Raw genomic sequence first — 15814 nt, forward strand, 5'->3', positions numbered from 1 at the left:
GTACCTCCCAGGCCTCGAGAACTCCGGTCCCCGCCATCGTGCAACGGTTCGCTCGGCTCGGCCACCCTCCTCCGTCCCCTCCCCGTCGCCCTCCCCCGTTGTAACGCGCAGTTATGGCCTCTGACCGGGTGGTATGCCGTACGGCCAGAGGCGATAACTGCGCGTTACATGGGCGGCGGCCAGCGGGGCGGGGGCGGCGGCCAGCGGGGCGGGGGCGGGGGGCAGCGGCCAGCCAGGGCAGGCGGGAGCGGCGGGCGGCAGGGCCGAAGAGGCCCCGCTCAGGGAGCACCGAGCGACTCCGGCGCGTCGCCCACCTGCTCGGTGAGCTCGTCGACGACCAGCAGGTCGTCGCGGACCTGGCCGGAGCGGTACGACGCCCGCCCGATCATGTGGCTCGACACCACGGCCGTGGCCATCTGCATCGCCACGATGAGCAGCAGGAAGCCCAGCACCTCCCAGCTGCGCAGCCGGGCGGCCAGGCCGAGGACCACCAGCATCAGGCCGATCACCTGCGGCTTGGTCGCCGCGTGCATCCGCGACAGCAGGTCGGGGAGCCGGACCACGCCGATCGCGGCCACCAGGGCGAAGAAGGAGCCGGTCAGCAGCAGCACCGCCGACACGACGTCCATCACGTCACCGATCGTCATCAGCCGTCCTCCCGTCGGGAGATGTCGTCCAGCTCGGCCTCCACGTCACCGGCGCGGCTGGCGTACCTCGCCACCGCGACCGACCCGGCGAAGCCGACCATGGCCAGCACCAGCAGCATCGGCAGGCCGTCGGTGTCGTTGCCGCGTACGGCGTCGATCGCCACCGCGCAGACCAGCACCGACATGAGCACGTCGAGCGCCATCGACCGGTCGAGGATCGTGGGGCCGATCGTGATCCGCACGACCAGCAGGAGCGCGGCCACGCCGAGCAGCACCCCGGAGACCACCAGCACCGTCGTCATCAAGGGGCCACCTCGTCGTGCGTACGCGGGACGAACGCCGCCAGGAACCGGTCCTCCACCGCCAGCGCCTCGGCCCGGAACGCCTCGGCCGCAGCCCGGTCCTCGACGTCGAGGACGTGCAGGAACAGGGTGTGCGTCGAACGGCGCGCCTCGACCACCACCGAGCCCGGCACCAGCGACAGCATCGCCGCCACGCCGGTCAGCACGAAGTCGGAGTCGCTGCGCAGGTCCACCGCGACCACGGCGTTGCGCACCGGCCGGCGCCGCAGCACCACGCCGGTGACCTGGATGCTGGCCCGGATGACGTCCACCAGGAACCGGGCGGCCAGCAGGACGAGCCGCACCGGACGTACGTGGACGCCGATCGCCAGCGGCGGGAGCGGGAACGTGATCGACATGATGACCGCCACCAGGACGCCGCTGACCACGAGCATCGGCGTGACGTGGCCCCACAGGGTCACCCACACCAGCGTCAGCCAGGCGATCGACCACGGCTGCACGGCGCGGTAACGCGCCGGACGCACCGATCCGTCGCGTCGTACCCGGGTCTGGGGGCTCACTCGACCACACCTCCCAGCACCGTGGTCGTGTACGACGTGCCGTCGATGAGGTCGTCGGCGGCGCGGTCGCTGTACGAGAACAGCGGGCCGGCGACGATGGTCAGGACCACGGTCAGCACGACCAGGCCGGCCGCTGGCACGAGCATGCCGGCGGGCATGGTGCGGACGTCCTCGTCGGCCTCGATGAGCTGGTGGAAGTCGCGGTCGGGCAGGTCTGCGTCGGAGAGCCGCCGCGCCTCCGCGATCGCCTCGACCGGCATCACGACGCCCGCCGGGGTGTGCACGTGGCCGCGGTGGAGCACCGAGTCAGACCCGAGCGAGTCGAGCTCCTCCAACGCCTCGTGCGCCTCCGCGGGGGTCCGCCAGAACGCGGTCGCCCACGTCTTCGCCACCGCGTACAGGGTGAGCAGGCTGGTGAGGACGCCGGCGCCGACGAGGACCCAGGCCAGCGCGGACCCCTCGTCCTGGGCGGCCTGCAGCAGACCGACCTTGCCGATGAAGCCCGACAGCGGCGGGATGCCGGCGAGGTTCATGGCCGGTACGAAGAACAGCAGCGCCAGCAGCGGCGCCAGCCGGGCCAGGCCACCGATGCGCAGCAGTGAGGTGCTCCCGGCGCGGCGCTCGATCAGGCCCACCACCAGGAACAGCGACGTCTGCACGATGATGTGGTGCACGACGTAGAAGATCGTGCCCGAGACACCTGCCCGGTTGGCCAGGGCGATGCCGAGGACCAGGTAGCCGATGTGGCTGACCAGGGTGAACGACAACATACGTTTGATGTCGGACTGCGCGATCGCCCCCAGGATGCCGATCAGCAGGGTAAGCAGCGCCGCCACCAGCAGCAGGTCGGTCAGTGGCGAGTCGGGGAAGATCAGCGTCTGCACGCGCAGGATCGCGTACACACCGACCTTGGTCAGCAGGCCCGCGAAGACCGCGGTGACGGGCGCCGGAGCGGTGGGGTACGAGTCCGGCAGCCAGAACGACATTGGGAAGATGGCCGCCTTGATCGCGAACGTCACCAGCAGCAGCAGCTGGATCAGCAGCGCCACGTGGTCCGGCAGGTCGGCGACCCGCTGCGCGATGTGGGCCATCGTGAGCGTGCCCGTGGCGCCGTACGTGACGGCGAGCGAGATCAGGAAGAGCGTGGAGGAGAGCAGCGCGACCAGGACGTAGATGGTGCCGGCGCGCAGCCGCGGCGGGGTGCCGCCCAGGGTCAGCAGGACGTAGCTGGCGAACAGCAGCATCTCGAACGAGACGAACAGGTTGAACAGGTCGCCGGCGAGGAACGCGTTGGCGACGCCGGCCACCAGCACCAGGAAGGTCGGGTGGTAGACGGCGACCGGTGCCGACTCCTCGTCGGTCACCATGCCCTGACCGATCGAGTACCCGAGGACCGCGGTGGTCACCAGGGCACTGACCAGCAGCATCAGCGCGGAGAGCCGGTCGGCGACCAGCACGATCCCGACCGTCTCCGGCCAGCCGCCGATCCACACCGTCTGGGGGCCGGACGTGTCAGCCAGGTAGACCAGCGCCCCGGCGACCACGACCAGCGCACCCAGGACGAGCATGCTGACGTTGCGCTGGGCCCTCGGGTGGTGCGACAGGATCAGCGAGAGCCCGGCGCCCATCAGCGGCAGCAGGACCGGCAGCGGTACGAGCCACGTCATCGGCTGCCCTCCTTGTCCTGATCGTCGTGGACCGCGTCGACGAGGTCCTCCTCGTCCGGGTCGCCGAGCTCGCCCTCGGCAAAGTCGGACGCCTGTTCCTCGTCGAGCTCGTCGTCGCCGGAGGCGGCGTACACCTCGGAGGAGACGTCGTGGGTGGCCAGGCGGCGGATCAGGGCGTCCTCGGGGTCGTCCTGCACGTCGTCGTGGCCGTTGAGCTGCCAGGAGCGGTACGCCATCGCCAGCACGAACGCCGTGGTCGCGAGCATGATGACGATCGCGGTCAGCACCATCGCCTGCGGCAGCGGGTCGGTGATCTCGGAGGGCTCGACGCCGTCGACCATGATCGGCGCCTTGCCGGCGGGGCCGGCCGAGACCATGAAGCCGACGGCGACGCCGTTGCCCATCATCACCAGACCGACCAGCACGCGCGAGAGGCTGCGCTCGAGGAGCAGGTAGACGCCGCACCCGATGAGGGCGGCGGCCACCAGGACCAGGGTCAGGTTCACCTCGGTCATGCGGACACCTCCCCGGTGGCAGTGGCGGTGGTCGGCACGGGTAGCCCGGCCGCCTCCCGCCGTTCACGCTGGATCTGACGGTCGATCTGCGAGCCGAGGGCACGCAGCAGGTCGAGGACGAGGCCGACGACGACGAGGTAGACGCCGATGTCGAAGAGAGCGGAGGTGACCACGTGCAGGTCGCCCAGGACCGGGATGTGCAGGTCCACGATGGCGCTCTGCAGGGCGGTCGCGCCCAGCGCCATCGGCAGCAGCGCGGCCATCACCGCGACGAAGAGTCCCCACCCGATGACGTGACCGGCGTCCACCGGAGCCGCCTCGTCGAGCTCGTACCGGCCACCCGCGAGGTAGCGGATGACGAGCGCCAGACCGGCCACCATGCCGCCGGCGAAGCCGCCGCCGGGGGCGTTGTGCCCGGCCAGCAGCAGGTAGATCGAGAAGACCATCACCGTGTGGAAGACCAGCCGGGTGATGACCTCGAAGATGATCGAGCGGCTCTCCGGCGACATCGTCCGCGGCGCCGCCAGCCAGGCGCGGCGGCCGGGCTGGGTGGGCTGCTTGACGACGCCCGTCGGGTACGGGATCTCGTGGACGCGGCGGATGCCGGCGCTGCGGGCGTCGATGAAGACCAGCGACGCGACCCCGGTGGCGGCGGCGACCAGCACCGAGATCTCACCGAGGGTGTCCCAGGCACGGGTGTCGACGAGGATCACGTTGACCACGTTGAGGCCGCCGCCGAACTCCTTGGCGAGCGCCGGGAACTGCTCCGAGACCGGGGTGGCGGTGCCCGACCCGACGCCCACGACGAGGAACCCGGCGACCGCTGCGGCGACGCCGAACCCGAGCGCCATCCGCCAGTAGCGGCGGCGGGTCAGCGGGCGGTCGGTGAAGTACTCCGGCAGCCGGCGCAGGGCGAGCACGAAGACGACCAGGGCCAGCGTCTCGACCAGGACCTGGGTCAGGGCCAGGTCGGGGGCGCCGTGGAAGACGAAGAGGACCGCGGTGCCGTACCCGGTGGCTCCGGCCAGCAGCACCGCGCGCAGCCGGCGCCGTGAGCGGACCGCCATCACCGCGGCGATGCAGATGACGCCGCCGGCGACCGCCTGCCACGGCGAGTCCCAGAGCTTCACCTCGATGCTGCCGAAGTCGCCGAGGAGCAGCGCCCCGCCGGGCAGCACCACGACCACGAGCAGGATGAAGCTGAGGTACGCCGACGCCGAACCGCGCTGGACGACACCGGTCACCTCCACGGCCACGCGGTCGAGGTTGCGCATCCCGAAGCGGTACACCCGCTCCAGGCTCCAGTCGGAGGTGAGGCGCTGCTGCAGCTGCGCGACGGGCTCGCGCACCACGAAGAGGGCGGCACCGACGACGAGCACCAGCACCGTCAGGCCAAGCGGCAGCCCGAGGCCGTGCCACAGCGACAGCTCGGCGTGGTGGGCGCCCGCGGGGAACGCCTCCCCCTCCTGCTCGAGGAGGTGGGTCAGCGGGCCCCCGAGGAAGCCGAGGAAGAGGCCGGAGAAGCCGAGGACCACGGGCCCGGCTGCGAAGCCGCGGGGGACGCGGCGCACGGGCAGCGGCTCGGGGACGTTGCGGTTGCCGAACGCGCCCCACACGAAGCGGGCGGAGTACGCGACGGTGAGGATCGAGCCGAGCACGACCCCGGCGAGGAGCGCCCAGCCGGGCCAGCCCTGCAGGCCGGTGCCGTCGTCGTACCGGGCGACGTCGACGAGCGCCGCCAGGACGCTCTCCTTGGCGACGTACCCCAGCAGCGGCGGCAGGCCGGCCATGGAGGCGGCGGCCAGCGTGGCCGCGACCGCGACCAGCGGCATCCGGTAGACGAGGCCGTTGAGGCGGCGCAGGTCGCGAGTACCCGTGGTGCGGTCGATGAGCCCGACGACGAGGAACAGGGTCGCCTTGAACAGTGCGTGGCCCACGACGACCGCGAGCCCGGCCAGCATGGCGCTGCGGGTGCCGACACCGAGGACGAGGATCATGAAGCCCAGCTGGCTGACGGTGCCGTACGCCAGGAGCAGCTTGAGGTCGTGCTGGCGCAGGGCGCGGTAACCGCCGAGCAGCATCGTCGCCGTGCCGAGCACGAGCAGCGCGGGCCGCCACCCGGGGGCGTCGGAGAAGGCGGGGGCCAGCAGGGCCACCAGGAAGACGCCGGCCTTCACCATGGAGGCGGCGTGCAGGTACGCCGAGACGGGCGTGGGCGCCGCCATCGCGGCGGGCAGCCAGAAGTGGAACGGGAGCAGCGCGGACTTGCTCACCGCGCCGACCAGGAGCAGGTGGACGGCGACGGTGACGGCCACCCCGGTGGGCGGCTGGTCGAGGATGTCGCTGATCCGGTGGGTGCCGGCCTGGTGGCCGAGCACGAGCGCGCCGACCAGCATCGCGAGACCACCCAGGGTCGTCACCACGAGCGCCTGGATGGCCGCCTGCCGGGCGGCGCGGCGGGTGGGGTCGTGGCCGACGAGGAGGAACGAGAAGACGGTGGTGAGCTCCCAGAAGACGTACGTCAGGAGCAGATCGTCGGAGAGGACGAGCCCGAGCATCGCGGCCACGAAGCCGGTCAGGGTGCCGGCGAAGCGGGGCACGCCCAGCGACTCGTCGGTGAAGTACCACGTGCAGTAGCCGAGCACGATCGCGCCGATGCCGAGCACGATGAGCGCCAGCACCCACTGCAGGACGCCCATCCGGAACGCCAGGTCGAGACCGATCGACGGGACCCAGGCGTGCACCGACGAGAGGTGTCCTCCGTCGACGACCGTCGGACCCTGCGCGGCCAGCCAGCCGACGCCCGCGGCAGGTGCGACGGCGATGACGGCGAACGCCTTGCGCCCGAGGCGCCGTACAGCAAACGGGCAGACCGCCGCCACGACGAAGAGGACGGCGATCAGTGGGAGCAAGAGCGGCCCTTCGGCATGCCCGGCACAACCCTTGAGGAGGGGCCGGGACAGGTCGGTCAGGTCAGTGCGTCGACGCAGGCCGCCGCACGGCCAGTCTACCCGCCACACGCTGCAGGTGCGGCCGCTGGTACGACTGCGGGACCCCTCCGAACGTGGGCAGGCTCATACTCGCCGGTAGTCGTGCGCCGTTACTGTTCGCACCATGCGTTCAGCCAAGGACTTCTTCGCGCCGCTCGCGGTCGGCGCCCCCGCCCCGGTGCGCGAGGTTCCCGCCCGCCCCAGCCGCGCCATCCACTTCTTCGACCCCGGCAACCCCAAGATGGCGGCCAAGGTCCCCGACATGGTCGGGAAGGTCGACGTCCTCCTCGGCAACCTCGAGGACGCCGTCAAGGCGGAGAACAAGGAGATCGCCCGCGAGGGCCTGGTGAGGATCGGGCAGGAGGTCGCCAACCTGGGATCTCTGAGCGGGCCGACCCAGTTCTGGACACGCATCAACTCCCTCGACAGCCCGTGGGTGCTCGACGACCTCACCACGCTCGTGCCCGCGATCGGCGACAAGCTCGACGTGATCATGGTCCCCAAGGTGCAGGGCGCCGAGGACATCCACTACGTCGACCGGCTGCTCGCCCAGCTCGAGGCCAAGGCCGGCATCACCAAGCCGATCCTCGTGCACGCGATCCTCGAGACCGCGCGCGGCGTGGCCAACATCGAGGAGATCTGCGCGGCTTCCCCGCGCATGCAGGGCCTCTCGCTCGGCCCGGCCGACCTCGCGGCCGACCGCCGCATGAAGACCACCCGCGTGGGTGGCGGCCACCCCGGCTACCTGGTCCGCCAGGACCCCGTACGCGGCGCCGACGGCGTGCCCGACTACCTCGGCGAGCGCACGACCTTCCAGCAGGACCTGTGGCACTACACGATCGCCCGCATGGTCGACGCGTGCGCGATGCACGGGATCTACCCGTACTACGGCCCGTTCGGCGACATCAAGGACGAGGTCGCCTGCGAGGACCAGTTCCGCAACGCCTTCCTGCTCGGCTGCGTGGGCGCGTGGTCGCTGCACCCGGTGCAGATCAAGATCGCCAACAAGGTCTTCAGCCCGTCCGTCGAGGACGTCAAGCACGCCCGCCGCGTCATCGCTGCGATGGGTGACGGCACCGGTGCGGTGATGCTCGACGGCAAGATGGAGGACGACGCCTCGGTCAAGCAGTGCAAGGTGATGGTGGCGCTGGCCGACGAGCTGGCCGCGATCGACCCCGAGCTCAAGTCCGCCTACGACGCCATCGTGCTCGACTGAGAGAGACCCCCATGTCTGACTTCACCCCCCTGCGCTCCGTCCTCTACATGCCCTCCTCCAACGAGAGGGCCCTGGAGAAGGCCAAGTCGATCGCCTGCGACGGCCTGATCCTCGACCTCGAGGATGCGGTCGCCCCCGACGCCAAGCCCGCCGCTCGTGAGTCCGCAGCAGCGGCGGCCGCCAGCGGCGAGTACGGCCGGCGCACGGTCACGATCCGCGTCAACGGCATCGGCACCCAGTGGCACGACGACGACATCGTCGCCGCCTCCCAGGCCGGCCCGGCCGCGATCGTGGTCCCGAAGGTCAACTCCGCCGCCGAGGTGCACCAGCTCGTCGCCGCGATGGAGAAGGCCGGCGCCCCCGCGCACACCAAGCTGTGGGCGATGGTCGAGACGCCCATCGCGATCCTCTCCGCGCTCCAGATCGCCCAGGCCTCCGACCGCCTCGGCGCGTTCGTGCTGGGCACCAACGACCTGGTCAAGGAGCTGTACGCCGAGCACGTCCCCGGACGCGCCCCCGTCCTGCCGAGCCTGCACACCGCCCTGCTCGCCGGCCGCGCCGCCGGCATCGCCGTCATCGACGGCGTGTTCAACGACGTCAAGGACGAGACCGGCTTCCTCGCCGAGTGCGAGCAGGGCCGCCAGATGGGCTTCGACGGCAAGACGCTGATCCACCCCGGTCAGGTGTCCGGCGCCAACCAGGCGTTCGCCCCGTCCGAGGCGGCCGTCGAGGACGCCCGCGGCCTGATCGAGGCGTTCGAGGCCTCCTCCGGCGGCGTCGTGACGTACAAGAACAAGATGGTCGAGAACCTCCACGTCGAGTCCGCCAAGCGCACGCTGGCGATCCACGAGGCGATCACAGCGCTCGGCTGAGCCGACACCCGTCGGTCGAGCGGCTTCCGTCGGTCGAGCCTGTCGAGACCCCCTCCGCGGGCCGGTTTCGACAGGCTCAACCAGCGCTGGGCGCAAGCACCCGGGCTGAGCCACCAGCCGCGGTCAGCTGCTGCGTACGCCCTTGTCGGCGCCCCGCGGGACCTTGATCCTCACGGGTTCGTTCCACACCACTCCCGTCTCGGACTTCATCAGGCCCAACGTGAAGGTGAGGCGCCGCAGCAGGTCGTCCGCGTCGACGAAGGCCTCGTAGTCCACGGTCTCGGGCAGTCCCTCGGCGGAGGTGCCATCCGCCTTGGCGGCGCGGGCGGTGTCCACCGTCATGGTGTAGCGACACGTCGTGACCCCGCCGATCACCGCCTCGCCTCCAGCCTCGACGGCGACCAGCGACTTCTCGAACAGGGTGAGCTGGGACCCCAGGTCCACCACCGCCATCATCTCCCTGAACTGGGAGTGCAAGTCGTCGGACTCGTCGATCTCGTCGAACGGACCATCCGCGTCGTCGGACACGAACACCCGCCCGCCGACGACCCGGATCACCACCCCCGACTCGCTGTCGCGGTAGGCGAACTCCAGGTCAGAGCCCTTGGGCGTGTGGACGACGGTCGACTCCATCTCGGTCCGCTCGTAGTCCTCGATCAGCACCATGTCCATGCGGACGGTCCTGGCCTCGTCGTACGCCGACCTCATCGCGGGGACCAGCGAGTCCTCGTCGTGGCCGCACGCATCTGACCCACGAGCGGACGCCGTACCCCCGGAGGAGCTGGCGCGCTCCTTCTCCGGTTCGTCACCACCGCAGCCACCCAGCAGCAACGCCGCCGGCGCCAGGGCCCCCAGGATCATCCGCCGCACCGTGCACCTCCGAGATCGTGAGGCCTACCGGGCCCGCTGGCGGGAGCGTAGGAGTCGGGACGCCCCCGCGTCCCGCGATTCGCCTCAGACGCCGGGGGCGCGCTCAGGACCCGGCCGGGACCGTGACCTCGACCGGCTCGTTCCAGATGACAGACATCTCGGTGCTCGTCCCAGCGACCTCGGAGGTGACGTGCCGCGGGAGGTCGTCCTCGGTGAGGTACATGTCGTAGTGGAGGGTCTCGGGCATTCCCTCGGTGTCGCTGCCCTCCGCCTCACCGGCGCGCGTCGTGTCCACCGCGAGCCGGTAGTGACAGGTGGGGACACCCTCGACCGTCTCCTCGCCCACCGCCTCCACCTCGTCCAGGCCGGCCTCGAACGCCAGGAACTGGATCTCCACGTCCGCCATGCCCGCCGCCAGGTCGGCCATCCTCGTGTACCCGGAGCTCGACGCGGGGAGCTCCTTCATGGGCTCGTCCGCCGAGGGCCTCAGGAAGACGCGGTCACCCACGACGACCGTCTCCCAGTCCTCCCCCATTCCCGCGTAGGTCAGGTGCACGTCAGAACCGTCGGCGCGGAAGACGGCGGTCGCCGAGACCTCCATCGTCTCCTCGCCCACTCCCTGCACCATCTCCGAGCGCATGGTCTCCAGACCGCCGAAGGCCGCCTTCATCGCCGGGACCAGGGTGTCGACGTCGTGCGGGCAGGGGCCTGGGTCCGAGCTGGCGCCCTGCGGCTCGTCCACCCCGCAGCCGCCCAGCACCAGCACCGCTGGGACCAGGGTCCCGAGAATCAACCGCCGCACGTCCGCCTCCGAGTTTCGTCGGACCACCCGGTCCGCTGGACCGGATCGTAGGGCGCGGTGGCCTCGCCGTCAGCCCGTTCCGGCATCGCTGGTCGAGGCCCCGCTGGTCCCTCAGAGGAACGCGTCGGTCAGGTGGTTCGGCGTGCCGAACCGGTGCGCGGTCACCGACACCGCCTGCTCGCGCAGGAACGGCAGCAGCTCGACGAGCCCAGCCTCGGTGACCGGCTGCGCCCACACCGCCACGTCGGGGCGTCCGCCCGTGGCGGCCACCACGTCGGCGACCGACCCGCCGAGCAGACGGATCCGACCGGCCGGAGTACGCCCGAGCTCGGCGCGCCAGGCCTCGGCGTCGGCGTACGACACCGTCATCCCGTACGACTGCGCGAACGCCGTCACGGCCTCGGGCAGCACCACCGCCGTGGAGACCTCGACCTCACCACCGGCCTGCGCGCCGGCGGCGAGCACCCGCAGCAGGTCCGCGACCGACCCGCCGACCTCGAGGCGGACCTGCACCGGCGTGGTGGCGTACCGGAAGACGTTGCGCTCGGCGCGCAGCCCGGAGACGTCCGAGGCGACGCCGAACTCGGTGGCCCACGCCTCCGCGTCGGAGCGTACGGACCGCTCGAGACGGGACAGCTCGTCGGCGGAGAGACCCGACCGGCCGGCGACGGCCAGCGCGGTCGCGCCGACCGTGGTGGGGGCGTGCTCGCTGCTGGCCTCCGCGGACGTCCAGTCGACCAGGGCCTTGAGGTAGTGCGGCCCGCCGGCCTTCGTGCCGTTGCCGACGGCCGACTTCTTCCAGCCGCCGAACGGCTGACGGCGCACGATCGCGCCCGTCGTGCCGCGGTTGACGTACGCGTTGCCGGCCTCGACGTGCGCCAACCAGTACGCGATCTCGTCGGGGTCCAGGGAGTGCAGCCCGGCGGTGAGGCCGTAGTCGACCTGGTTCTGGATCTCGACCGCCTCCGCGAGCGTGGCCGCCTCGATGATGCCGAGGACGGGGCCGAAGTACTCGGTGAGGTGGTACTCCGAGCCGCGGGCCACGCCCTCCTTCACGCCGGGCGACCACAGGGTGCCGCTGTCGTCGAGCTGGCGCGGCTGCACCAGCCACGACTCCCCCGGCGCGAGGGTCGTGAGCGCCCGCAGCAGCTTGCCCCGGGCCGGTTCGATGACCGGCCCCATCTGGGCGGTCGGGTCGTCCGGCCGGGCGACGTGCAGCGACGAGACGGCGTCGACCAGCTGCGTACGGAACCGCCGCGAGGTCGCCACGGACCCGACGACGATGACGAGGCTGGCCGCGGAGCACTTCTGGCCCGCGTGCCCGAAAGCGGAGGCGACGAGGTCCTTCGCAGCCAGGTCGAGGTCGGCGCTGGGCGTGATCACCATGGCGTTCTTGCCGGACGTCTCGGCCAGCAGCGCCACGTCGGGGCGGAAGGAACGGAACAGCTCGGCGGTCTCGAACGCGCCGGTCAGGATCAGCCTGTCGACGCGAGGGTCGGCGACGAGGCTGCGTCCGAGGTCGTTCTCGGCGACGTGCACCAGGGCCAGCGCGTCGCGCCCCACCCCTGCCTCGTCCATCGCCTGCCACACCGTCTCCACCATCAGCGAGCCGCAGCGGGCGGCCTGGGGGGCGGGCTTCACCACGACCGGCGAGCCGGCAGCGAGAGCAGCGAGCGTGGAGCCGGCCGGGATCGCGACGGGGAAGTTCCACGGCGGCGTGACCAGGGTCAGGCCGACCGGGTGGGCGGTGGCGCCGTCGACGTCGTCGAGAGCCTCGGCGAGATCGGCGTAGTAGGTGGCGAAGTCGATCGCCTCGGAGACCTCCGGGTCGGACTGGTCGAGCGTCTTGCCGCACTCGGAGGCCATCACCTCGAGCAGCTCGCCGCGGCGCTGCTCCAGCCGTACGGCGGCGCGCCGCAGCACGGCCGCGCGCTCCGCGCCGCTGAGCGCGCCCCAGCCTGAGTCGACTGTGCGGGCGACCGTCTCCTCCAGCATCGACGCCTCGGTGACGGTGTGGGCGGCGACCAGGTCCTCTCCGAGCACCGAGCCGGCGATGCGGTCGGTGATCGCGCGCCCCCAGGCCCGGTTGCCCGGAAGCGACGGGTCGGTGTCGGGGGTGTTGGCGAACGCTGCAGGGACCGTGTCCGGCACGGGCTGGCGCCGGTCCTGGGTGCGGTTCGGTCCGGGCACCTCCCTGTCGAGCGCGGCCAGGGATGCCCGGAACCGGGCACGCTCGCGCTCGAACAGCGCCGCGTCGTCGTGCAGCTCGAAGACGGCCGACATGAAGTTGTCCGTGCTCGCCCCCTCCTCGAGGCGGCGGATCAGGTACGCGATGGCGACGTCGAACTCGCTGGGCCGCACCACCGGCGTGTACAGCAGCAGCCCGCCGACGTCCCGGCGCACGGCCTCGGCCTGGCCCTCGGCCATGCCCAGCAGCATCTCGAACTCGATGTCGTCGACGACGCCGCGCTGCTTGGCCAGCAGCCAGGCGAAGGCGATGTCGAACAGGTTGTGCCCGGCCACCCCGACCCGTACGTGGGCGGTGTGCTCGGGGCGCAGCGCATAGTCCAGGACCCGCTTGTAGTGGGTGTCGGACTCCTGCTTCGTCGACCAGGTCGCCACCGGCCAACCGTGCAGGTCGGCCTCGACGTGCTCCATCGGCAGGTTGGCGCCCTTGACGACGCGCACCTTCACCGGGGCACCGCCACCCGCCACCCGGGCCGCCGCCCACTCCTGGATGCGGACCATCGCGGCCAGGGCGTCCGGCAGGTACGCCTGGAGCACGATCCCGGCCTCGAGACCGCGGAACTCCTCCTGGTCCAGGACCCGGGTGAAGACGTCGATGGTCAGGTCGAGGTCGCGGTACTCCTCCATGTCCAGGTTGATGAACTTCGGCGTCGCGGCGTCCCGGGCGAGCCGGTACAGCGGCTCCAGCTTGTCCACCACGTAGGCGACGGCCTCGTCGTAGGCCCACGGCGAGTGCGGCCCGACGACCGAGGACACCTTGATCGAGACGTAGTCGACGTCGTCGCGGGCCAGCAGCTCGCGGGTGCCGGCCAGGCGCCGGTCGGCCTCGGCGCTGCCGAGCACCGCCTCGCCGAGCAGGTTGAGGTTGAGCCGTACGTCGCGCTCCTTGAGCGTGGCGAGCGCGGACCCGAGCCGCTTGGGGGTCGCGTCGACCAGCAGGTGACCGACCATGTGGCGCAGCGCGGCCCGGACGACGGGGACCACGGCGCCGGGCGCGAGTCGGCCCGCCTGGGCCCCGGCCTTGAGGGCCGTCCGCAGGTGCAGCGGCAGGAAGTCGGGGACGTCGGCGGCCAGGTCGACCATCGCGGCCGCTGCCACGGCGGGGTCCTCGGGCCGGATCACGCCGTCGATGAAGCCGACGGTGAAGTCGAGACCGCGGGGGTCCTTCAGCAGTCCGGCGAGCTGGGCGGCCGAGCCGGTCACGGGGATCTCGGCGGCCACGTCGAGCCACCGCCGCACCAGCACCTCGACCTCGTCGGCCAGCGCGGAGAGGGGCTCGTGGACGGGCGTGGTGCTCATGGGACTGCCTCCGTGCAGGTGTGGCCCCGGCCGGGTGCCGTACGGCCTCGTCACCAGTCTGCGCCCGCAGGTGCCGTCAGATAAAGTGATGTTTGATGAACCTCATCGTTCACAAATACTTAAAGGAGGAGCGGTGTTCGACGTACGCCGTCTGCGGTTGCTGCGCGAGGTCGAGCTGCGCGGCACCCTGAGCGCGGTCGCCGAGGCGCTGCACCAGAGCCCCTCGTCGGTCTCCCAGCAGCTCTCCCAGCTCGAGCGCGAGGTGGGCGTACCGCTCCTGCAGCGCACGGGGCGCGGCGTGCAGCTTACCCCGCAGGCGGAGTTGCTCAGCGCCCGCACCGCGACGATCCTCGACCAGCTGGAGCAGGCCCGCACCGACCTCGCCGTGGCCGAGGAGGCCGTGATCGGCACCGTCGACGTCGCCGTCTTCCAGTCGGCGGCGCTCGCGCTCATGCCCCGCACCCTCACCCTGCTCGCCGAGCGCCACCCGCGGCTGCGGGTCACCCTCACCCAGCACGAGCCGGAGACGGCGCTGCGCGGCACGTGGGCCCGCGACTTCGACCTGGTCGTCGCCGAGGAGTACCCCGGCCACGCGGCACCCCACCACCCCGGCCTCGACCGGGTCCCGCTGACGCGCGACCGGATCCGCCTCGCGGTCCCCCGCGACGCCGCGTTCGACCCGGTCACGTCGCTGGCCGACGCGGCCGGGCTGAGCTGGGTGATGGAGCCGTACGGCGCCGCGTCGCGCCACTTCGCCGAGCAGACCTGCCGGGTGGCGGGGTTCGAGCCGGACGTGCGCTTCTCCACCGCCGACCTCCAGACCCACCTGGCGCTGGTCCGCTCGGGCAACGCCGTCGCCCTGGTACCCGAGCTGATGCTGACCGCCGACGACCCCGCCGTACGCCTCGTCGACCTCGCCGGCGAACCCACCCGCTCGGTCTTCACCGCGGCGCGCACCACCAGTGCGCAGCACCCCGCCCTCGTGGCCGTGCGCGAGGTCCTGGCCGAGGTGGCCGGGCGGCGGCGCGGCTGAGACGGGTTTCGGGCGGCGCTTCCCCGGGGAGGGTCAGGCAAGGACCGAACAAGGGGGACGCATGAGCGCTGCCGACGTCAAACCGCACCTCGAGCGGGTCATCAAGCAACTCATCAAGCGCGACATGGCGTGGCACGGATTCCTCGAGGCCGGCGACAACGGCTTCCTGCAGAGTCCCGCCGTCGAGACCAACCCCGGCGACCCGCCTGGCATGGTGCCCCCGCCCGGAGGCCCGACCGGCACCTACCTGATCGCCTCCGGCTGGCAGGGCTACTGCGGCCGCTCCGAGGTCAACCCCGCCACCGACGTGTACGCCCACTGGCGCGAGGAGATCACCTCCCTGTTCTCCGAGTGGTGGTCGATCCCGAGCCAGTCCGAGGTCGAGGGCGTCGCGCGCTCCCTGCGCGAACCGCTCGGGTACACGGCGCTCGAGCCGGGGGCAGAGGGCGACTACCGGATGGAGTTCGACGAGAACGCCCCGCTCATCAGCGCCTTCGAGAACGGCGGACCCACGCTGGCCCTGCTCCAGGGCCAGGCCATGAACGCCTTCCGCACGCAGTACTGGGGCCACCTGCAGCGCGTCACCGTCCGCTACCACCTGGCCGTCCGGATGCTCACGGTCCTCGTCATCGCGGAGGCGGAGCTGTGGAAGAACGCCTGGAAGGACCTGGCCCAGCTCGCCGACGACGCCGCGTACGCGTTGGAGAACAAGGAGTCCGTCTCCTCCCCGTTCGACACGATCGCGACCATCGCGAAGGTGGCGGGAATGTTCCCCGGACCGCAGAAGGGCGCCC

Annotated in this window: 13 protein-coding genes; 4 read left to right on the plus strand and 9 right to left on the minus strand. The window is 71.7% G+C overall.

Annotation, left to right across the window (positions count from 1 at the left end; genetic code table 11):
* Positions 1-278 precede the first annotated feature (278 nt).
* The 6 genes from mnhG to ACI379_RS02510 are packed head-to-tail and all read right to left on the minus strand — an operon-like array spanning position 279 to position 6603.
* Positions 279-647 (minus strand): monovalent cation/H(+) antiporter subunit G, encoded by a 369-nt coding sequence (mnhG, locus tag ACI379_RS02485; protein ID WP_439790478.1) that lies wholly within the window; start codon positions 645-647, stop codon positions 279-281.
* Positions 647-949 (minus strand): monovalent cation/H+ antiporter complex subunit F, encoded by a 303-nt coding sequence (locus ACI379_RS02490; protein ID WP_439790479.1) that lies wholly within the window; start codon positions 947-949, stop codon positions 647-649. Before ACI379_RS02490 ends, mnhG begins: the two co-directional genes overlap by 1 nt.
* On the minus strand, positions 949-1509 hold the full coding sequence (locus ACI379_RS02495; protein ID WP_439790480.1) for a Na+/H+ antiporter subunit E: 561 nt from the start codon (positions 1507-1509) through the stop codon (positions 949-951). Before ACI379_RS02495 ends, ACI379_RS02490 begins: the two co-directional genes overlap by 1 nt.
* Positions 1506-3176, minus strand: coding sequence for a Na+/H+ antiporter subunit D (locus ACI379_RS02500; protein WP_439790481.1), 1671 nt, complete (start codon positions 3174-3176; stop codon positions 1506-1508). The genes ACI379_RS02495 and ACI379_RS02500 overlap by 4 nt, the downstream gene beginning before the upstream one ends.
* The gene (locus ACI379_RS02505; protein WP_439790482.1) at positions 3173-3691 is read right to left on the minus strand and encodes a Na(+)/H(+) antiporter subunit C; all 519 of its coding nucleotides are present in this window, start codon (positions 3689-3691) and stop codon (positions 3173-3175) included. The genes ACI379_RS02500 and ACI379_RS02505 overlap by 4 nt, the downstream gene beginning before the upstream one ends.
* Positions 3688-6603 (minus strand): Na+/H+ antiporter subunit A, encoded by a 2916-nt coding sequence (locus ACI379_RS02510; RefSeq protein ID WP_439790483.1) that lies wholly within the window; start codon positions 6601-6603, stop codon positions 3688-3690. The genes ACI379_RS02505 and ACI379_RS02510 overlap by 4 nt, the downstream gene beginning before the upstream one ends.
* A 202-nt stretch (positions 6604-6805) precedes the next feature.
* On the opposite strand from ACI379_RS02510, the gene ACI379_RS02515 reads away from it, so the two are divergent.
* Together ACI379_RS02515 and ACI379_RS02520 are read left to right on the plus strand one after the other, a co-directional pair.
* The gene (locus tag ACI379_RS02515) at positions 6806-7897 is read left to right on the plus strand and encodes an HpcH/HpaI aldolase/citrate lyase family protein (RefSeq protein WP_439790484.1); all 1092 of its coding nucleotides are present in this window, start codon (positions 6806-6808) and stop codon (positions 7895-7897) included.
* Between the two features lie 11 nt (positions 7898-7908).
* Positions 7909-8769, plus strand: coding sequence for an HpcH/HpaI aldolase/citrate lyase family protein (locus ACI379_RS02520; protein ID WP_439790485.1), 861 nt, complete (start codon positions 7909-7911; stop codon positions 8767-8769).
* Between the two features lie 123 nt (positions 8770-8892).
* On the opposite strand, the gene ACI379_RS02525 is transcribed toward ACI379_RS02520, so the two are convergent.
* The 3 genes from ACI379_RS02525 to ACI379_RS02535 all read right to left on the minus strand — a co-directional run bounded on the left by ACI379_RS02525 (position 8893) and on the right by ACI379_RS02535 (position 13987).
* The gene (locus tag ACI379_RS02525) at positions 8893-9630 is read right to left on the minus strand and encodes a hypothetical protein (RefSeq protein ID WP_439790486.1); all 738 of its coding nucleotides are present in this window, start codon (positions 9628-9630) and stop codon (positions 8893-8895) included.
* Between the two features lie 112 nt (positions 9631-9742).
* Positions 9743-10441, minus strand: a complete 699-nt coding sequence (locus tag ACI379_RS02530; RefSeq protein ID WP_439790487.1) for a hypothetical protein — start codon at positions 10439-10441, stop codon at positions 9743-9745.
* 111 nt (positions 10442-10552) lie between these two features.
* The gene (locus ACI379_RS02535; protein WP_439790488.1) at positions 10553-13987 is read right to left on the minus strand and encodes a bifunctional proline dehydrogenase/L-glutamate gamma-semialdehyde dehydrogenase; all 3435 of its coding nucleotides are present in this window, start codon (positions 13985-13987) and stop codon (positions 10553-10555) included.
* Here ACI379_RS02535 and ACI379_RS02540 point away from each other — a divergent pair.
* Together ACI379_RS02540 and ACI379_RS02545 are read left to right on the plus strand one after the other, a co-directional pair.
* The gene (locus ACI379_RS02540) at positions 13986-15020 is read left to right on the plus strand and encodes a LysR family transcriptional regulator (protein WP_439790489.1); all 1035 of its coding nucleotides are present in this window, start codon (positions 13986-13988) and stop codon (positions 15018-15020) included. The two genes, ACI379_RS02535 and ACI379_RS02540, sit on opposite strands and share 2 nt — an antisense overlap.
* A gap of 61 nt (positions 15021-15081) precedes the next feature.
* Positions 15082-15814: hypothetical protein (locus ACI379_RS02545; RefSeq protein ID WP_439790490.1), on the plus strand; the 733-nt coding region annotated here is incomplete at its 3' end.

This window comes from Nocardioides sp., assembly GCF_051876515.1.
Taxonomy (GTDB): Bacteria; Actinomycetota; Actinomycetes; order Propionibacteriales; family Nocardioidaceae; genus Nocardioides.